We start from the raw sequence: 20948 nt of genomic DNA, 5'->3' as shown, positions 1-20948 counted from the left end.
AAACATAATGAATACAACAATTGGGCTAAATTTAGGTTTAGTTGGATAATAAGCCGTAAATGATCCTAAACAGCTCCAAATCCTATCTAATCAGGCTGTTCGACCAAACAAAAGAGATTATTTGTTGATTATTAGGTTATACGGTACCCTAATTAGATAACTCAACAAGTATGACGAATAATGTAAATCGGATCAGTGTTCAAACTAATTCGCATCCAGAAACCATTAATCTGGATTCTGCAAACGTGTGGGGACATAACCCTAAACACGTAGCGTTCATTGGTGATTACCTTCCTCGTCAGTGCGGAATTGCTACGTTTACATCCGATTTGTATAAATCTTATGACGAATTTATTCCTGATGCCAATCCATTGGTCGTATCGGTTAATGATACAACTGACGGATATGAGTATCCTGGTGAAGTTCGTTACGATTTTTATCAGCATGATCAGGATGCTTATCGTAAAGCCGCTGAATTCCTGAATTCGAAAGACGTTGATGTTGTATGTCTACAGCACGAGTACGGCATCTTTGGCGGACCAGCAGGAAGCTACATTCTGACGTTGCTACGTAATCTGACAATGCCCGTTGTCACTACGTTTCATACGATACTCAAAGACCCCAACGAAGAGCAACTGCTGGTACTGAAAAGTATTGCCGATCTGTCGTCCCGGGTTATTTGCATGTCGGAGAAAGGCCGGAATTTCCTGATTAATATTTACGAGATTCCTGAATCGAAAATTGACGTAATTCCACACGGCATTCCAGATATGCCTTTTGTCGATCCTCATTTCTACAAGGATAAGTTTGGAATGGAAGGTAAGCAAACCATACTGACATTTGGATTGCTATCGCCAAACAAGGGTATTGAAAACGTCATTAACGCCTTACCACGTATTGTCGAACAGCATCCGAACGTAGTCTATATGGTATTGGGGGCAACCCATCCGCATCTGTTGAAGCACGAAGGGGAAGCGTATCGCAACAGCCTAAAGAAGCTGGCGGCTGATCTGGGCGTTCGGGACCATGTTCGGTTCTACAACCAATTCGTCGAATTAGAAGATCTGCTGGAATATCTTGGATCTGCCGACATATACATCACACCTTACCTGAATCCAGCTCAGATTACCTCGGGAACCTTGTCGTACGCTTTTGGTTGTGGCAAAGCGGTTGTGTCAACACCCTACTGGCATGCCGAAGAGCTTCTCGCGGATGGCCGGGGCGTATTGGTGCCTTTTGGCGATTCTGAAGCCATTGCGGATCAGATCATCAACTTGCTGACAGATGAACCCGTACGTCATGCAATACGCAAGAAAGCGTATATGATGGGACGTGAGATGATCTGGAAACAGGTTATTCAGTCATATGCACAGTCGTTTATGCAGGCCCGGCAGGAGCGTATGAGTAATATCAATAGTCAGGTTCCCTACAGTTCAGGAGCACACAGCAGCGCCGTATTTAAGCTGCCCACCCTCCGGCTTGATCATTTATTCCGACTGACAGATTCAACCGGAATTGTGCAGCATGCCCGTCATCATCTGCCTTATTACGAAGAAGGCTACTGCACCGACGATAACGCCAGAGCGCTGATTCTGACCCAGATTCTGAAGGAAACGGGTATGAGCGATCAGAAACTGGACAAAGCCGCCGACAATTACTGCGCTTTTATCAATCATGCGTACACGGATGAACATCGGCGCTTTCGTAATTTCATGAGTTACGACCGCCGGTGGCTGGAAGAAGTTGGTTCTGATGACAGCACTGGTCGAACCATCTGGGCACTAGGTACCTGCATTGGGCGCTCAACGGAACGTAACACAGTAACGTGGGCCATGAGCTTGCTGGAGAATGTACTGCCTACTGTCGTTAACATGAGTTCGCCACGTGCCTGGGCCTTTGCCTTGCTGGGTATTCATGAGTATCAAAAGAAATTTAACGACGACCGGTTGGCCAAAAACATTCAGCGTCAGTTACTTGACAAATTAGTTTTCCGGTACACCGAAACCGCTACCGAAGACTGGCCCTGGTTTGAGAACACATTGTCTTACGATAACGCCGTACTGGCACAAAGTCTGCTACGTTCCGGCGACGAGCGGCTGATGGCTATCGGGTTAAACGCACTACGTTGGCTTGTTGATTTGCAAACGGCTCCGAATGGGCATTTTCAGCCGATCGGTTCAAACGGTTTTTACACCAAAGGTCATCCCCGCGCTTATTTTGATCAGCAGCCGCTGGAAGCGCAAAGTACCATGTCAGCTTGTCTGGCTGCTTTTGAAATGACAGGCGATGAGGAGTGGCATCGCATTGCAATTCGTGTTTTCAAATGGTTTTTAGGGCTTAATGACCTGAATCTGCCGATGTATGACCAGCAAACCGGCGGTTGCCGAGATGGGCTTCACATCGACCGTGTCAATCAGAATCAGGGCGCAGAATCTACCTTATCGTACTTACTGGCTTTGGCTGAGCTATATGCAATCCAGAAACAGCGCGCTGTGGTGAAACCAGTCAACGTAGTGCTTCCTGCATTATTGAATGGATAAATAAGTAAGTCGACTCAATACTTCTTAACAGAAGACGCCGAAAACAATTTATACGGATTTATCCGGTCCGTAACTTGTTTTCGGCGTCTTCTTCGTTCTACTTTGTGTCAACTAAACACACAATTTTGACAGCTAATGAGTATAAAAGCCACTCGAACCGGTATCGTTCTTCGACCCGATCCTACCCGGGTTTTATTTCGACCATTTGAATTAGGCAGTGCAACCCGCACACTAAAAATTATTGCGCGGGTAGGAGGGATGACGGACGAAGAAGTCGATCAAAAACTCGATGAAGTTATTCGGGAATTTGGAGGCCGTCATTATAAACTTGAGCGTTTTTTGCTGCAGCGGTTCGATCAGATAAAGTCTCAGCTGCTGACGGATGAACCGCTGACCGAAGACCGTAAATTACTACTGGGCGCTTACTTCACGATGGAATATTCGCTCGAATCGGCTGCGCTGTTTAATCCGTCAATGATCTGGCATCCCGACCAGACAAACGTACCGCCAGGTTACAAACGATTCATTCTGAGCTTACGAGCCACGGGCGAAGGGCACGTATCGTCGATTTCCTTTCGGATGGGATATATTGATGAGGCTGGTAAAATTGTATTGCGTAAACCATCGCGCTACGTTACCTCGCCCGACATTGTCCAAAATCACCGATTTAATCGGGGTCAGTTTGAGCGAAAATTATATGAGCTACGCCTGGAAAACAGCATTCAGGAAAAAATGATGACCGGACTAGGCGATGAATTTAGCCTGTCGGAACTCGAAGCTCAGATAAAGCGGGTATCGGCTCAGTATCGTTACAACGCTGAGTATGAAACGATTGCCAGTGGCTTGCTGGCGCTGGCTAAATCGAACTACGAAATTCATTTTGAAGATGACCAGAGCTTGGACGAACGGTGCATTTTTCCGACATCGCCCAATGAAACCAATGGGATCGAAGATGCCCGATTTGTTCAGTTTACGGACGATGACGGCGAAATTACATACTACGCTACGTACACTGCTTACAATGGTCGTGTAACTTTTCCGCAACTGCTGGAAACCAAAGATTTCACCCATTTCAACGTCAGTACGTTAAACGGTGCCGAAGTTAGTAACAAGGGAATGGCCCTGTTTCCCCGCAAGATCAACGGTAGGTACGCTATGATTTCGCGTCAGGATGGCGAAAACATCTATCTGATGTATTCCGACGATCTGTATTTCTGGCAAACAAAAGACCTGATTCTGAAGCCAACGTATCACTGGGAATATGTACAGCTTGGCAACTGTGGCTCGCCTATCGAAACTGAAGAAGGCTGGCTTGTGCTCAGTCACGGAGTGGGTCCTATGCGCAAATATGCTATTGGCGCTTTCCTGCTCGACCTGAACGACCCTAGCAAAGTGATTGGCCGTACTACCGAGCCTATTCTTAGCCCTGATGAAAACGAGCGCGAGGGATACGTACCGAACGTTGTGTACAGTTGTGGAGGACTTGTCAACAATGGTGAGTTAATTATTCCTTATGCCATGGCCGACTATGCCAGCAGCTTTGCAACCGTCAACGTAGCAGAACTTCTGGCCGAGCTGACCGGTAAAAGCAAGCCAACGGAAGTAGCTGCTTCGCAGGAGGAAATTAATGAGAAGTAAACAAAGTATGTCCAAGCCAAACCGCCTGCCAGTATGTACTGGCAGGCGGTTTGGCTTTTGTTAGTCAAGTGGTTATTTATCCCACCAAACTGGCTGGTAAATGTCACCGACAACGATGGCGTTTCGATTGTAATTCCGCTCATCCTGGGGTGTCGGCAGACGTAACGGAACTGCTTTTTTATCCGTGTCCTGGTTCGCTTTCAAAGCGGGGAAACCTGTTCGACGGTAATCGTTATAGCCTTCCGGTAGCGTAAAGAGAGCAACGTACTTCTGGCTTATAATCTTAGCGAGTGTGATGGTTGCGGCAGTTTCGCTAGCCACTGCCTGCTTAAACGCGGCCGGAATAGTTGCTCCAGTAATCCGCTTTACCGAAGCCGCAACGGCTGTGTTGTAAGCGGCTGCGGCTTCGGCTGCTTTCCCTAAGCGAAGTTGCGCTTCGGCTTCAATAAATTTAGCTTCTGCATACGTAGCCAAAGGCGAGGGCGAATCGGGCGAGGCAACCGCTGGACCTGGTTCAGAGGCCGTAGTGCTGTTCGACTCTTCGGGAGCAATACCTGTATAACCGCCTGTATTATCTTTACCTACCAGAAAAGGCAATCGGGGGTCGTTCGTTGTTTTCAGGTAATCCACGAAGAATTTTCCCATTTTAATATAAGCTGGCCTGCTCGACAGAAAATCGTACCATTGGTTATAGTTGCCGGCTACGTCATAAAAAACGGCATTCATATCGAGTGAATCAGTCGTTACTTTGCTCAAAGCAGTCAGCGCCTGTGTCGCGCTACCCGTCGGATCGACCTGGCTGAGCCGGTTAGCGTAGCGCGCTTTGAGTATGTAAGCCGCGTTGATCCAGCCATTTACGTTTCCATGAAAGATAATGTCGTCGGCAGCTGGCAGAAATTGATTCGCGGTTTGCGGCTGACTAAGATTCGTAATGGCTTCATCAAGCAACGACTGAATTCCCTTAATGACATCCTCCTGCTTTTCGTACTTCGGCTGCGAATTACCCTGTAGTCCCTGAGCCGCTTCAGTAAACGGAATGTCGCCCCAAAAATCGGTGGCGAGCCCAAAGTTCATAGCCATAAGTACTTTCGCCATACCAGAATAATACGGATTACCCTGTCCGTACGTATCCAAAAGCGTGCGGGTGTTGATCAACGTACCATTATAAATTGTACCCCACTCATTCACAACATCCGTTTCGGTAATGATGTATTGACCAAATGTTTCCAGCTGTGCTTGATTACCAGCCACTTGTTGAGCCAGTACGCCACCAATTCGGGCAATCTGACCACTGTAAGCGGCAAACGTAGCAACTTCAGCGCCCGACAGTAACAGCGCGGCTGAAGCCGTCTGCGGATTGTTAGGATTGACGCTGTACTCGTCGAACTGTTTTGTGCAGGAGCTGGCAAATGCTAGTATGCCCAGGACTGCAATGATTATATTCTTCATAATGAGCTTCTTCTGGAAGATTAAAAACCAATATTGACGCCGAAAATAAACGAACGCGTACCGGGGTTGTTGAAGTAATCAAAGCCCTGCAAATTGGAGCCAGCTCCGGTCAGACTCGTTTCCGGGTCTACGCCTTTGTAGTTCGTGTTCAGGTACAGATTCCGGCTGGAAACCGAGAAATCAACGTAGTCGAGGTATTTTTTGAGCTTTAACCGATAGCTCAGCGCTACTTCACGAACCCGAAACCAGTTCACATTTTCAACGAATTGTTCGGCAGCGCCACCACCATCGCCCAGATACTGCCCAAAATACGTCTGAGCTGAAATCGCCTGCGTATTCGCTTCGCCAGAAGCCGTTACTCCAGGAATGACGTAGGTACGCTCACGGTCGGCAGATTCCTGAGTGACGCCAATTCGTTGCAGACGAGCATACGTACCGTTCCAGATGGCGCCCCCTCGCCGAATATCAAGCAGAGCTGTTAACGTAACGCCTTTGTACGTGAACGTATTCCGGATGTTGCTTAGCCAGTTTGGATACGGATTGCCGATATTGCCTTCGGCGGCTTCTTTCAGCGGCACACCGTTCGTACCGATAATCAGTTGACCATCGGCGTTACGTTGCCATTTGCTCCCGTACAGAACACCCAGCGGCTCGCCCACAATGGCGTAGCCACCAATACCCGTAAAAGCAGATTCTAAACTTACATCGGTGACGCCCTCGGTCAGGGCAAGCACTTTGCTGACGTTTTTAGACCAGTTGAGATTAATGTCCCAGCTAAAGGACGGCGTTTTGAGCGCGCTGATTCCCAGCATAACTTCGAGGCCGCGGTTTCTCAGCTGAGCTGCATTCGTATAACTGGCCGCGAAACCAGACGAACTGGCCGTGGGACGTTGGAGCAGAATGTCGACTGTCGTTTGTTGATAAGCCGTTACGTCGAGGTCGATGCGATTCTGTAGAAATTTCAGATTAATACCTGCTTCCAGTCCTCTTACCCGCTCCGGTCTCAAATCGGGGGTCCCAACGATGCCATTATAGTATGAGTAGCCATTTACGCCACCATAAGGAAAGTTTAAACCGTTTGTGAAGCCGTCTGTATAGGAAGGTTTGGTAAAATACGTGCGGGTTCGGTAAGCTACCGGCGGAATACCGGATTCCGCATAAGCCAGGCGCAGTTTCCCGAATGATATCGGCGTATTTTTCAGAACGCTTTCGGTGAATACCCACGATAATGACGCCGACGGATAAAAGAAATTGTTTTTCCGTTCGCGATCGTAAGTTGATGACCACTCATTCCGACCTGTTACGGATAAGTAAAGCTGGTTCGCAAAATCCAGATCGACCTGCCCAAAAACAGCCATCGTTAACCGACGCAAATTATTGGCGTTGGAGGCATACAATTCGGCGGCATTACCCAGATTATAAAAATTCGGTATGGCCAGGTCACGCCCACGGGCGAAGTTTCCAGTAAAGTTGTACGATGTAACGTTATGACCTGCCGTATAGTTAATGCCAAACTTGTCACTAATCCGGTGTTCACCCCGCAGGATTAAATCGCCATATACATCGCGGCTCGTAATGTTTTCGTAGTTGACCTGACCGTAGGTCTGGGCGTTGTCGTCGCCATTCGAACTGATCGCATAAACCTGCCGACGCGCATCCGAATAAGCGTCAACCCCAATTTTATACGTTAGATCGAGGTGGGCTGAACGATGATAATTCAGGTAAACATTGCCCAGTACGCGGTTGATATCGTCCGTAAAAGGATTATTGTAGACCGTAAAGAACGGGTTATCATACGCGTAGAAATAATTACGGTTGAATCCATTGCTAAATTGATAATCCCGCAGATCGTAGGAAGCGGGCGCACGTAACAGGCTCAGCATAACCCCGGCTACGTTACTTCCATTCTGCGATTTTATGCCACCCGACTTTATGTAATTTACCGTACCGCCGATTTTTAGATTATCGAGCATGTTGGCTTCGCCTGTTACCCGGATCGAGTTCCGTTTGTAATCGGTATTCGGGATAATCCCGTTCTGAATAAGGTTTCCGAACGATATCCGGAAGTTTGCCCGCTCGTTTCCACCCGTCAGAGCAACATTCGTAGTGTGCGAGGTGGCTGTTTTGAAGAAATTACCCGTATTGTCAAACGCCTGTAAATTCGGGTCACTCGAAATCTTGGGTCCCCAACTATTAGGTGTACCGTCTGCTATATCATCTGCCGTGTTATGACGCTGGTCGGGCCCTGCATCGGCCGTTGCATAGACACCATTATTCCCTTGTGCGTAGGTAGATTGCAGTTCGGGCAATTTATTTACCTGCGAAAGCTCCAGACGATAACTAACCGTTACACCAATGCCGCTACGTTTCTGGCCTTTTTTAGTGGTGTAGACAATGGCGCCGTTACCGGCCCGCGCGCCATAAAGTGCTGCAGCGGCCGGACCTTTCAGGATCGTAACTGAGGCAATATCGTCGGGATTAAGATCCAATGCCCGGTTCGAGTTATTAACACCGCCAAGGTTAGCATTGAAGGGATAATCGCCTGCTGAAGAGGTACTCGTCTCATTGTTAATGGGCACCCCATCGACCACAATCAAAGGCTGTTGCTCACCCGTAAATGTCGATGGCCCACGTAGTACAATCTTACTGGACGCACCAGGCGTACCGGCCGAACTGGTTACAATAACACCAGCCGTTTTAGCCGCCAGGCCCTGAATTACGTTGGGTTCGCCCGATCGGGTAAGTGCTTCCCCTTCTATATTAGATACGGAGTAGCCCAGCGTTCGTTTTTCCCGCTGCGAACCCAATGCCGTAACAACTACTTCGTTTAGTTGCTTCGTGTCTGCTTTAAGCGCTACGTTGATTGTAGTTTGCGAACCCACGGGTATTTCACGGGATTCAACACCAATAAAACTGAAAATCAAACTCGCTCCATTTGGCACACTAATGCTGTAATTCCCCTGAGCATCGGAGTTTGTGCCTTTGGTTGTACCTTTAATTTGAACATTTGCACCAGGCAGGGCATTTCCATCTTCGGCCGTTGTGACTTTGCCGGTCACAGTTCGGTCTTGTGCATAAGCTAAGCTCATTGAGCAAAGCAGCACTAGTCCTAATAAAAGCTTTTTCATAGACTGTTATTTTGTTAATGAAACCATACTGAACAATTCGCAATCCTACTGGTTGACTGATTGTCAACGCCTTTTAAGACACGTCTATCGGGAAGGCTGTCTTAATTGTCAGGGCCCTGATCACGCGATCGCCGGAAGCTTTTGTGGGAATGACCTTACAGGGCATTACTGCCTGATGATCCTAACAGTAGGTAGGCAGCAATACATGACGTCGTGGGGCCGAACAGATTTGTTATTGAGATATTGTTATTTGGAAATACAGAAGTGATTAATAGCTAATCACCAGCGTCAGATTGGGGAAGAGTACGACGATTGCTTAATCTGTATTTATGACAGTTCTACTTTATTGTCAGGACAATTCAGGTTGTCTCCTGATGCCTTTAAAAAAGTGTAATAAAGCAGGACTGGGTAGTTAAGTTAAGATAAAAACACTATTTTTTACATAAATGAAATAAATGCATATTTTGTTCAAATACAACGAACAAATTGCCTGATACTTGTTGATAATAGGTACACCAAAATTTACTTCTACTCTCAAAAATTCTTGTACAGGGAAATACAACTTATTAGAGAAAAGGTGAGTAAAAATACTTAAATATTTTTATTTGTATTGATTTTTTCAAGATAGCAGATTTATCAAATTCAATCAATCTTTGTTTAGTAAATCACTTACAGTAAATTATTATTTGGTATACGTAGTATTTTACTAGAGTAGATAGAATAAAATTGTGTTTCACTTTTTATGCTTGATACGTTTTGAAATAAAGTAAAATTTACTATAATTAATAATTGTTTATACCCAATTTATCACTAATGTGCTGAACGTTATCCCTCTTTTTATTTAAAAACGCCCAGCTTGAAAATTTACATAGTTTACTGATTTTCTGTTCATTGTAGGAAATAATTTAGATCGAATAATATAGAAGTTCATATTAAAAAATATAAAACAGTACAATTAATTATTGCTCTGTATACCTTCAACTCCTAGAGGTAATCTGTATTGTTATCCCTTCGGCCTTTGGTTATAACCAATCATTCTTCTACCAGAAGCTTTCTCTGTAATTAAATCATTATCGTTCAGATTTTAATCGAAATTTAATCTCAACGATACTGGAGTAAACCACGTTGAAATTTCGATTTGGGCAAATATTATTCGGTTTAAGAGCCGAACATTTTTACTTGAGTTAGGTAAAAATAAATTTGGAAGAATTTAACATCTAGTTAATGTTAGATCTTTTAATATATTTGCTTTTAGGTTGCTTTGTTGCACTTCTTAACTTAAACTATGTTTTATGCGTAAACTTTTATTAACACAGTTATTACTGTGTTTGTTTGCAATGCCATTACTGGCGCAGGACATTGCTGTCAGTGGCAAGGTAACGTCAGCAGAAGATGGGTCAGTACTTCCTGGGGTCAATATCACCATTAAAGGAACATCGCGCGGGACCAGTTCGGATGCTTCCGGTACGTTTCAGCTCAACGCCCCAGCCAACTCAACGTTGGTTTTTAGCTTCATCGGTTTTACAACGCAGGAACTTGCCATTGGTAATCGCACTACCCTTAACGTAGTACTGAATCCCGATGCGTCGCAATTGCAGGAAGTCGTTGTGACGGCTCTTGGAATTTCGCGCGAAAAAAAGGCGTTGAACTACGCTGTTCAGGACCTTAAGTCAGATAAACTGAACTTCGCCCGGGATCAGAACGTCGGTAATGCACTGGCTGGTAAAATTGCTGGTGTACAGGTGTTAGGCCAGTCGGGGGCCAAGTTCGGTAATCCATCTATTCGGATTCGGGGGGTGAACTCACTGTCGGGGGGCGATCCTCTCTACGTAGTAGACGGTACGCCTACTGACATCAGCCAGGTCAATATGGATGACGTTGAAAACCTGACGGTATTGAAAGGGCCTTCGGCAACGGCGTTGTACGGGAACCGGGCTTCGGCTGGGGTAATTGTCATTACCACCAAGCGCGCCAAGTCGGGTGAAACAAGACTGGATATTAATCATAGTACCACGCTCGATATGGTAGCCCTGCTGCCTAAATACCAGAATGAATATGGCGGTGGTTATTCGCAACAATGGGAAACGTTTGAGTACGATCCGAGTATACATCCCGCTTCCTGGTCTTCGTTCAACGGCCAGAAAATACTGGATTATTCAGCAGACGAAAGCTGGGGGCCGCGTCTGGATGGATCGCCCCACCGTTCGGCTTTTTCCTGGCAACAAGGGCCAGAGTTTGGTCAGTTAACGCCTTTCTCACCCCAGCCGAACAACGTGCGGGACTTCTTCGAGAAGCCAATCAGTAACAATACAAACATTGCGTTTGCCCGCGGTACGGATGCGTTTCAAAGCCGTGTTTCCTATACGCACATCATTAATAACGGGATTATCCCGAATTCATCGCAAACGCGGGATTACGTCAGCGCCAAGAACTCCATTACGTTCGCTAAGAACCTGACGGCCAATGTCAACATCAACTATACATCAACAAACACAAAAAATCAGCCTGCTGACCGCTATGGTTCATCGGGTGGTACGTCTCCGCAAAACAGTGGTCTGACCGGTACGGGATCGCCATTAACCGTTAGCAACAGCACATTGAATGGCTACAACCAGACGATTGGAATGTTCAACCAGTGGTTTCAGCGTCAGCTACGTATGGATGACCTGAGGAATTATAAAAATCCCGACGGTTCGTTCCGTAGCTGGAACATTGGTGGCCCAACCGATCCTCGCCCCAAATACTGGGACAGCCCCTATACACAGGCATACGAAAATACGAATACCAACCGCAGCGACAGGTTGTTTGGGGATATCGGGCTAACGTATCAGTTTACCCCTGCCCTGAAAGCGTCTGCTACGGTACGTCGCGACCAGAACGCCTATTACCAGCAGGGACGGGTTGCTATCGGTACACTGAACGAAGGCGGGCTGGGCGCTTTTTCTACGCTGAACACAAACAGCCGTGAAAACAACTATGAATTGCTGGTGAACTATAACCAGAATTTCAAGGATCTGTCGGTGGTTGCCAATGCGGGGGGGAATATTCGTTACAATCGCACTGACGTTCTGTTCCAGGCTACGCAGGGTGGTTTATCGGCACCGGGGTTCTACAACATTGCTGCTTCGATCAACCGTCCACTCGCGAATAATTACCTGTTTGAGCGTCAGGTAAACAGCGTATTCGGTAATGTAAGCCTCGGCTTCCGGGACTTTGTCTTCGTCGAAGCTTCGATCCGGAACGACTGGTCATCAACGCTGCCTCAGGCCAATAATTCGTACCTGTATCCGTCCATTTCAGGTGGACTGATCTTCACCGAGTTTATCTCGAAAAACAATATACTGTCGTACGGTAAGATCCGGGCGGGTTATGCACAGGTAGGAACAGACGTTGGTCCATACCAAACAGCACTGGCCTACACGGCGAGTACACCTTACGGCGACAAGCCAACCGCTTTTTTGCCGGGTATATTACCAAATGCCAACCTGAAACCTGGATTATCGGAATCTGTTGAAGGTGGTATTGATCTTAAATTTCTGAATAATCGCATTGGTCTGGAGTTTACGGCCTATCAGAATAATAACAAAAACCAGATTATTCCACTGCCCGTAGCCTCTACCAGTGGCTATTCGAATGCGGTAGTGAACGCAGGTTTGATCCGTACGACGGGGCTGGAATTGCACATCTATGCAAATCCAATTCGCTCATCGTCAGGCTTTAACTGGGAATTTGATATCAACGCTGACCGCAACCGAACCCAGGTGGTTGAACTGGCCAGCGGTCTGAATAACTATCAAATCGACGGTCCTCAGTGGCGTACGCTGACACTAAATGCCCGCGTAGGTCAGGACTGGGGCGCACTGTATGGTCAGGGTATACAGAAAGATGCCAATGGCCAGAACATGATTTATGGCAGTGGTGCCAACGCTGGCCTTTATATCAAACAGGATAACGTATACTTAGGATCAGTACTTCCAAAGTTCAAAGGAGGCTGGCTAAATACCTTTACCTACAAAAATGTAACGCTACGTGTTAACACGGATTTTGTTGTGGGCGGTAAATTCTTCTCGACTACTAAGATGTTCAACGCAGGTTCGGGTCTGGCTGCCGAAACCGCTGGTTTGAATGAACTAGGTAAGCCATTACGTGATGATCCAGCTTCGGGCGGGGGTGTGCTTCTGGATGGTGTAACGGAAGATGGAAAACAGAACACGACCCGTGTTGATGCGCAGAACTTATACGAAGGCTGGTTGTTTGCCCTGAACGAACGCTGGATTTATGATAAAACCTACATCAAGCTGCGTGAAGTATCGTTCGGATACAATTTACCAAATCGTCTGATTAACAAATGGGCCAAGTCGGTAAACGTTTCGCTGATTGCGCGTAACCCCTTGCTGATTTACAGTGCTGTGGGCGGTGGTATCGATATCTCTGAATCAGAGACTATCTGGTATGAGGGTGGACAGTTACCACCCGTTCGCTCCTTTGGTGTTAACGTTCGGTTCGGTTTCTAAACAAACAAAAACAGAAGGAGCTTTGCCAAAAGAAAATCTTTCTGTCATCTCAAAACGACAGTAAAACAAATGAAAGGATATACATACACGCTTCTTGCGGGCCTACTGATAACGACCGTTGCCTGTAGTGATTTTGGGGATATGAATGTAAGCCCTAATAGCGCCTTATTTCCCAATACAGCAAGTTTAATGACAGGGGCCGAACGTATCGTTGGCACGATAAACTCACAGGTGGGTCCTGGTGGCTTCAACATTGCTCCTGCTCTCTACGTCCAGCAGTTTTCTGACGTAACGTATATTGAGGATTCGCGGTATAAGACCATCAATTTTAGTTATAACACCCTCTATGGTGCATCGGGTACGGGGTCTAATACGGGCGCATTAATAAACCTCCAGCAGGTGATTGATCAAAATGCTAACGAAACAACCCGTAGTGGTGCCGCAACATACGGTTCGAACGCCAACCAGATTGCTATTGCGCGTATTCTGAAAGCTTACATCTATCAGTTCATGACTGATCGCTGGGGGGATATTCCTTACACGCAGTCGCTCAAAGGCGATCAGAATTTTTCGCCCGCTTTTGATAAACAACAGGCTATTTACACGGACTTATTCAAAGAGTGGAAAGAGGCTGCGGCTCAGTTTGATGGCGGTGCAGCGCCTTCGGGTGATATCCTGTTGTCTGGAAACACAGCCCGCTGGAAGAAGTTTGCGGCTTCATTACGTCTGATTGCAGCCCTGCGATTGTCGAAAGTTGATCCTGCTACGGGTAAAACTGAGTTCAATGCTGCGCTAACTGATGGTGTACTGGCTTCAAATGCTGACAATGTGCAGTATAAGTTTCTGGCGGATGCCAACAACGAAAATCCATTATATACAAACTACGTCCGGTCGAACCGTAAGGATTTTGCATTGAGCAATACGTTCGTCGACTACCTTAAAAAGCTAAACGATCCGCGTTTGCCAGTCTTTGCCGCGCCAAACCTGAAAGGAGAATATGTAGGAGCTCCATATGGCGTATTTCCGGCACCGGGTAAAGCGCAGGATTATTCGCTGGCGGGTTCGGCTATTAGCAGCCAAACGGCTCCCGTTAATCTTATGACCTACGCTCAGGTTCTGCTTGCGCAGGCTGAAGCCGCCAAGCTTGGCTGGACAACCGGTAATGCGAAAACACTTTACGAAGCGGCTATCAAGGCCTCTATGCAGCAGTGGTTAGGCTCAGCGTATACCGATGCTGCTTACAATACGTACATAGCTCAGCCTGACGTAGCGTATACCGATGCTAAAGCTATCGAATTGATTGGTAACCAGCGTTGGATCGCTTTATTCTTCCAGGGTACCGAAGCCTGGAACGAATGGCGCCGGACGGGGTATCCTGTTCTGAAACCGGCTCCAACAACGCTGAATGGTGGGACTGATATTCCTCGTCGTTTGGCGTACCCGGTAACAGAAACAACCCTGAACGCTGCTAATTATGCCACTGTAACAGCCAGCCAGGGGAAAGATGATCAGTACACCCGCGTCTGGTGGGATAAGCAGTAGATACTCTCAATCTATGATGTAAAAAAAGCGGGCCGACAATGTCGGCCCGCTTTCTGCATTACGCTTTATACAACTATTAAGGTGTGAGTCTCTCCAGTGTCGGACTCTTCTCAAAGGATGATCATCCGAAAAGAGAACCGTTTCAATTTTCAGCAGGAGTTACAGGAAATAGACCTGCTGCTTCATTGAGATCAGAAAGATAACGGGGATTCAGCTGGGAATGATAAGAGCGGTCTCCAAAGTATATTATACGGTAGATAAATTAACTTTTCGGTAGGACTATCAGCGCAAAAACAGCCTGTAAAAAACAAAATCTACCCGACGAAAGTAACCTCAAATCAGGTGTTCAGGAGAGCCTTTTTCACCAGATAGCTACTAAACTTTTTCGCTTTAATCCAGTTATGCTATACAATTAACCGACTCAACTACCATGAAAGACGAAAAAGATGTAGAACGAGAAGATGCCCAGATAACGGGTCGGACTGACGGGCCATTTGGCTCGGATGATACCGATATCGATCGTGTAACGCAGGATAATAAAAATACCTACGAGCAGGAAAATTCAGCTAACGGTCTTGATAGCCAGCAGGTACGCGGAGGACAGGATGGTCGCAACAACCGTGGTATGGGCAGTATAGACATGGATAGCAAAAATGGCGTACTGAGAATGGGCGATATGGACAATAGTTCAATGGAAGTTACGCAGGAAGGCCTTGAGAGTGCAGTTGCTGATCAGGCAAAAACAAATACCGCCATGGTCGACGTAACGACGCACGGACCGGACGATTATGGCTCAGCTGAAGAAGTTGGTACGCCAAGGGCAGAAAAAGCTGCCAAAGAGCAAAATGATGACCAGCAAGCCGATAGTGACGATAAGTTGCAGGAAGAACGTGAAGGTGATGTGGCCGAAACGGGCACAGATCTGAACAACAAGCCTACGTATTAACGAGGCAATTTCTAGTTTTTGAAAACCACTTAACAAGTCAACGTTATGAGCGTAAGTAGCAATTCCCGAAAAGAAAGCACCGAGTCCAACGCGGCTCAGGCTATGCACAGCCCAATGGGTCTTCATCCTGAACAGGGTCTGGCGCAGTTAAATGATAAAGGTTTAGAGAACGAACTGCCTTCGCGCGTTGCCGGCAGCAGTGATACGGATGTGCCGGGTGATGTGGCCGAAGCCAGTTCTTTGGCTACCGAATCGGACGATGACAACGGTATTACCAACGAAAATATCGAAGAAGCAAAGCGCGCTTCCTGGGGGCAAGCTCCGGTGTCTGAGGAGGATCTGAGTATAAACAATGCTGACTGGAATCGTAGCACAACGGACGATACTGTTCCGGCTACCCGCGCCAATGAACCCGAACGTACCCTTGGTAATGCATAAGCGGTCTGCGGTTTCAGTTGATCAACGCCCCGAAAGTCTTTAAGCTTTCGGGGCGTTGTTTTATTAGCGTAAATGATTCATTAACATCTTCACCGCATGGGCTGGTAACAACGTACCAACGCGAATCTGATCCTCAATCGCTGTCAGCTGACGACGAATATCAGGAGATCCATAGAATTGACTTTCAAGCTGCTGACGTACCAGTGAGCGAAACCAGGCTAACTGTTGCTCCTGCCGCCGAAGGATATGATAGCCGTTGGCGACAGTTAGCTGCTGATGGTTTTGAATAGTTTGCCAGACAGCCGTTATACCATTGCCCGTCAGGGCTGAACAGGTAAGTACGGGAGGAGACCAGCCTGTAGCTGTTGATGGAAAAAGATGCAGCGCGTTCTGGTACTCAAGCCGAGCCAGATCAGCCAACTCCTGATTAATACCATCCGCTTTGGTAATGACCAGAGCATCGGCCAGCTCCATAATGCCTCGTTTCATTCCCTGTAGTTCGTCTCCGGCACCAGCCAGCATCAGGAGCAGAAAAAAATCGGTCATACCGTGCACAACGGTTTCAGACTGGCCTACACCAACGGTCTCAATAAGGATTATATCAAATCCAGCAGCTTCGCAAAGGAGAATAGTTTCTCGTGTATGATGCGCTACTCCACCCAAGGAATCGCCAGCGGGAGAAGGGCGTATATAAGCCTTCGGGTTCGTGGAAAGCGTTTCCATTCGGGTTTTATCGCCTAATAAACTCCCTCCTGAGCGCTGGCTGGTCGGGTCCACCGTCAATATGGCAAGACTGTGGCCAAGTTTCGTCAGGTACGTACCAAAAGTTTCGATAAACGTACTTTTGCCTACGCCAGGCACTCCGGTAATGCCAATCCGTACAGATTGCCCACTACTGGCTAGTACACTTTCTAATACGTGCTGGGCTAAAACTTTATCATCAGCGCGTTGACTTTCAACAAGCGTAATCGCCTGACTTAAGATAAGCCGGTCGCCGGAAAGAATGCCGTTAACGTAATAGTCTATAGGGTGCCGGGGGCGCATACAGGCTAAAATAGTCAAATAAAGGCTACAATCATTGAGTAGTATAGCCGGATTTGGGTCTGGAACGCTACATCCACTCTATCTTTACTTTAAATCGTCAGGCGTCGTAATCTTTATATTTTCGTATGATCCGTCAATAAGCGTTATTGGAAAACCAGCATACTCCATGACGCTGGCACAGTCCGTGAAGTAAGATTGCTCCTCAGCCTGGAACGCTTGCCGAAACAGCCGGAGCTGAAAAGTTTGGGGCGTTTGCACCAGGCGATACAGGCTGCGGTCGACCGCCTGACTAACCCCATCGGCACCAACAACCCGAACGGAATCTTTTACGTGTACGCACGTTACTGCCGAACCGGCACGAGCGGCTGTCTGGAAGCTGTTGCGAATAATATCGGAGGTTACAAAAGGTCGAACCCCATCATGGACAGCAACAAGCCCATTTTCAGTATCAATAGCCCGGAGGCCATTACGTACCGACTGAAAACGTGTTGCTCCCCCGTCAATGAGTTGAATAGGTGGCTGAAAGTTGTGTTGTTCGCAAAGCGTTGTCCAGATGAATCTGTCGCGGGCAGGCAATACCAAAATGAGCTGCGAAGCGGGTAGTACACTTAGAAAACGCTCAATAGTATGTTGAAGAATGGGCTTGCCGTTTAGCAACAGGAATTGCTTCGGCACGTCGGATTTCATTCGGCTGCCACTTCCGCCAGCAACAATAATGGCAAAACAATTCGTCGTTAGTCGATCGTGGTCGGGCATAAGCAAAAAAATGAGGGGCTTAAAAGCCCCTCAAAAATACAAACAACTGTCGAATCCAGACCGTCGGGCGGCTTCGTTATATAATCAGCATAGCGTCGCCGTAGCTAAAGAAACGGTATTTCTCTTTAATCGCTACTTCATAGGCTTCTTTGATAAGATCATGCCCGCCGAAAGCGCTGGTCATCATAATGAGGACAGACTCAGGGAGATGAAAATTGGTCAGAAGTGCATTCGCGATTTTGAAATCGTACGGTGGAAAAATAAACTTATCCGTCCAGCCTTCAACTGGCTTAAGGCGACTATTGGCCGAAACCGACGACTCAATGGCTTTCAGCGACGTAGTGCCAACGGCACAGACCCGTTTGCCCGCATCCAGAGACGTATTGACAATCTGCGCAGCTTCTTCAGGAATGCGGTAGTTTTCGGAGTCCGTTTTGTGTTTGGTCAGATCTTCTACATCTACCTGACGGAATGTACCCAGGCCAACGTGCAGCGTAATGGGCGCAAAGTGAATCCCTTTGATTTCCATACGCTTCATCATAGCACGGGTGAAATGCAGACCAGCGGTGGGGGCAGCGACAGCACCAACATGTTGGGCAAAAACCGTCTGATAATCATCGCGGTCGCCCAGTTCGGCTTCGCGGTTCATTTCACGGGGGATAGGCATTTCACCTAATTCATCCACCGCTTTCATAAATTCTTCGTGGTTGCCATCGAACAGGAAACGAATTGTCCGGCCGCGTGAGGTTGTATTGTCAATCACTTCCGCAACCAGATCGCTGTCGCCAAAGTAGAGTTTGTTGCCCACGCGAATTTTGCGAGCCGGGTCGACCAGTACGTCCCAAAGTTTCATTTCGCGATTCAGTTCGCGCAGCAGGAAGACCTCAATTTTGGCTCCGGTTTTCTCTTTATTGCCATAAAGCCTTGCCGGAAAGACTTTGGTGTTGTTGATAACCATTACGTCACCATCGTCGAAGAAGCTCAGAATATCCGAAAATTTTTTGTGTTCAATGGTTTTGGCTTTCCGGTCAACAACCATCAGCCGCGATTCACCCCGCTCAACCGGGTATTTGGCAATAAGACTTTCGGGTAAATCAAACTTAAATTCGGATAACTTCATAATATATCAGTACGAAAAAGAACGCCCTATTTTGTGTAAAGGCCGCAAATATACTAAAAAAAGCCTGGACTTGTTAAATTTCCAGGCTTTTTTTCTTGCAAATGTGCTAAAAATAGTTTACGGATGCGTTTCTATGGGTTTAACAGCGCCATCCGTATTGACGTGAGCGCGGTCGTCAACGTGGAACTTAGCCATTAATTCGGACGACACTTCGTTGGCATATGTACCCTGCGCCGAAACAAACACGCCTTTCATACCATTCGTAGCGGTTATGGCATACAGGGTCATCTCATCGCCCGGGTCCGACGTACCTTCAAAGCGATGAAACTCGTCGACATTAAATTCTTCGCCTTTCAATTTCGTGCCTGTGCTTTTTTCTTCCAGAGAATCTTTTTTTGGCCCAAATTCGTGCGTATAGCCGCGGCTCCGAAGATCTTCCATCGCTTCGGTTAAGGTGGTGAAATGTTTCATAATTGTAGTTAACGTTAAGGCAATGTGTAGCCATACAACTCAATTAAGAACAGATAGTTTGTCTATAACTAATTTTATAAGCAGCCGCAATCCAATACGCTGAAAAGCCTTTTAAGAGAAAACAAGCCTCATAATGAGTTGCTGCTACGTATCGGTAGGGAATAGTAAGTGATAATAGAAGGACTGTCGGTCTGTTCTAAGACGTAGCGGATATGTATTAAAAAGTCATTAAAAAAATTAAACAAATCTGGTTCATAGACTATTATCTAGGATGTCGATACATTGTATGCGCCTACTATAAACTATTTTATCCTTATGAAGATACGTTACGTTACCTGCGCGCTCAGCGTAGTTGTTGGGGTTGGCTTAACCGCCTGCGAAGACCACGTACAGAGCCCTAATGCGCCTTTCCCCGAACGGATTGATTTTGTAGCCGAGCGTCAGTACCCTGAAGGGATTGCGTACTCGTCGAAGTTGGCTAAATTCCTGATTACCTCCATTCCGCTTGGGAAAATCGGTACAGTAACCACCGATGGGAAGTACGAAGATTTGCTGACCGCTCCCGAACTGATTAGTGGTATTGGTATGAAAGTGGCGGGTGACCGGGTATTCGTGTGCGTGGGCGACCAGGGGCGCTCAATAAAGAGTACTCCGGAAAGCATCCGTCAAACAGCAGAATTACTGGTATTTAATCTGAATACTCGGGCTCTGGAACGACGCACTGATCTGGATGCACTGATACCCGCTGCTGAGCCAAACTTCGCTAATGATGTTACGCTTGCTCCCGATGGTACGGCCTACGTAACGGATTCGTTCTCGCCCGTAATTTATGAGGTTATGCCAGACGGAACGGCTAGCGTTCTGATAAGAGATAATGTTCGGTTTGCCAGTGCTACGTTTGGTCTGAATGGCATAGTTTACCATCCTAATGGTTACCTGATTGTGGCCAATACAGGGCAGGGAAAACTTTATAAAGTTGATTTAGGCAATGGAAATGCCGTTTCCGAAATAACGGGTACGGGAGCGCTGCCCGGCGATGGACTGACGTTACTGAATGGCGATTTATACGTAGTGACAGGGGGGAGCCGGGTGGCTCAGGTACGTAGTACTGATAACTGGCAAACGGCCTCTATCGTCAAGTTCGATGCCAGTGGGTATACAGGGGCCACAACCAGCGTAGCTGTGAACAATCAGATTTACACACTCAACGCCCGTATTGGAGAGAATGCCAGTGCGCGGGATTTCAGTATTCAACGGTTCCGGTGAGATAGCAGAGGGGGTAGGGCATGGGGTAAAACCATCTTACCCCAGGCCCTACCCCCTCTGCCCTACGCCCCTTAATCTGGCAATACCTTAAGCAGA

Annotated in this window: 13 protein-coding genes; 7 read left to right on the top strand and 6 right to left on the bottom strand. The window is 47.1% G+C overall.

The genetic code is table 11. The annotated features are described in order from the left end of the window. Positions 1-170 precede the first annotated feature (170 nt). Together ACOJS8_RS06600 and ACOJS8_RS06595 are read left to right on the top strand one after the other, a co-directional pair. Positions 171-2540 carry a glycosyltransferase family 4 protein gene (locus ACOJS8_RS06600; protein ID WP_420147745.1) on the top strand — a complete coding sequence of 790 codons (2370 nt, stop codon included), beginning with the start codon at positions 171-173 and terminating at the stop codon, positions 2538-2540. A 135-nt stretch (positions 2541-2675) separates the two neighbouring features. Then, complete coding sequence (locus tag ACOJS8_RS06595; protein ID WP_420147744.1) at positions 2676-4178, top strand: glycoside hydrolase family 130 protein; 1503 nt, start codon at positions 2676-2678, stop codon at positions 4176-4178. A gap of 72 nt (positions 4179-4250) precedes the next feature. Here ACOJS8_RS06595 and ACOJS8_RS06590 read toward each other — a convergent pair whose 3' ends face one another. Together ACOJS8_RS06590 and ACOJS8_RS06585 are read right to left on the bottom strand one after the other, a co-directional pair. After that, positions 4251-5627, bottom strand: a complete 1377-nt coding sequence (locus ACOJS8_RS06590) for a SusD/RagB family nutrient-binding outer membrane lipoprotein (RefSeq protein WP_420147743.1) — start codon at positions 5625-5627, stop codon at positions 4251-4253. Positions 5628-5647: 20 nt separating this feature from the next. Further along, the gene (locus ACOJS8_RS06585; RefSeq protein WP_420147742.1) at positions 5648-8755 is read right to left on the bottom strand and encodes a SusC/RagA family TonB-linked outer membrane protein; all 3108 of its coding nucleotides are present in this window, start codon (positions 8753-8755) and stop codon (positions 5648-5650) included. A 1292-nt stretch (positions 8756-10047) separates the two neighbouring features. On the opposite strand from ACOJS8_RS06585, the gene ACOJS8_RS06580 reads away from it, so the two are divergent. From ACOJS8_RS06580 to ACOJS8_RS06565, 4 genes are all read left to right on the top strand, one after another. Further along, positions 10048-13269: a SusC/RagA family TonB-linked outer membrane protein gene (locus ACOJS8_RS06580; RefSeq protein WP_420147741.1), complete on the top strand. Its 3222-nt coding sequence runs from the start codon at positions 10048-10050 to the stop codon at positions 13267-13269. Positions 13270-13338: 69 nt separating this feature from the next. Further along, positions 13339-14811 (top strand): SusD/RagB family nutrient-binding outer membrane lipoprotein, encoded by a 1473-nt coding sequence (locus tag ACOJS8_RS06575; RefSeq protein ID WP_420147740.1) that lies wholly within the window; start codon positions 13339-13341, stop codon positions 14809-14811. 430 nt (positions 14812-15241) lie between these two features. Beyond that, positions 15242-15757, top strand: a complete 516-nt coding sequence (locus ACOJS8_RS06570; RefSeq protein ID WP_420147739.1) for a hypothetical protein — start codon at positions 15242-15244, stop codon at positions 15755-15757. 45 nt (positions 15758-15802) lie between these two features. Then, positions 15803-16195, top strand: a complete 393-nt coding sequence (locus tag ACOJS8_RS06565) for a hypothetical protein (protein ID WP_420147738.1) — start codon at positions 15803-15805, stop codon at positions 16193-16195. 63 nt (positions 16196-16258) lie between these two features. Here the strand turns inward: ACOJS8_RS06565 and meaB are convergent, their stop codons facing one another. From meaB to ACOJS8_RS06545, 4 genes are all read right to left on the bottom strand, one after another. Continuing rightward, positions 16259-17239 carry a methylmalonyl Co-A mutase-associated GTPase MeaB gene (gene meaB, locus ACOJS8_RS06560; protein WP_420147737.1) on the bottom strand — a complete coding sequence of 327 codons (981 nt, stop codon included), beginning with the start codon at positions 17237-17239 and terminating at the stop codon, positions 16259-16261. An 84-nt stretch (positions 17240-17323) separates the two neighbouring features. After that, the gene (locus ACOJS8_RS06555) at positions 17324-17995 is read right to left on the bottom strand and encodes a 2-C-methyl-D-erythritol 4-phosphate cytidylyltransferase (protein ID WP_420147736.1); all 672 of its coding nucleotides are present in this window, start codon (positions 17993-17995) and stop codon (positions 17324-17326) included. Between the two features lie 76 nt (positions 17996-18071). Then, entirely contained in the window at positions 18072-19115 is a 1044-nt protein-coding gene (gene queA, locus ACOJS8_RS06550; RefSeq protein ID WP_420147735.1) for a tRNA preQ1(34) S-adenosylmethionine ribosyltransferase-isomerase QueA, read from the bottom strand. A gap of 117 nt (positions 19116-19232) precedes the next feature. Further along, positions 19233-19586, bottom strand: coding sequence for a hypothetical protein (locus ACOJS8_RS06545; protein WP_420147734.1), 354 nt, complete (start codon positions 19584-19586; stop codon positions 19233-19235). Between the two features lie 315 nt (positions 19587-19901). Between ACOJS8_RS06545 and ACOJS8_RS06540 the strand changes: the two genes are divergently transcribed. After that, positions 19902-20852: a gluconolaconase gene (locus tag ACOJS8_RS06540; protein ID WP_420147733.1), complete on the top strand. Its 951-nt coding sequence runs from the start codon at positions 19902-19904 to the stop codon at positions 20850-20852. The last annotated feature ends 96 nt before the right edge of the window (positions 20853-20948 follow it).

Source organism: Spirosoma sp. (assembly GCF_048594605.1).
Classification (GTDB): domain Bacteria; phylum Bacteroidota; class Bacteroidia; order Cytophagales; family Spirosomataceae; genus Spirosoma.
This window is presented reverse-complemented; position numbering and strand designations above follow the sequence as displayed.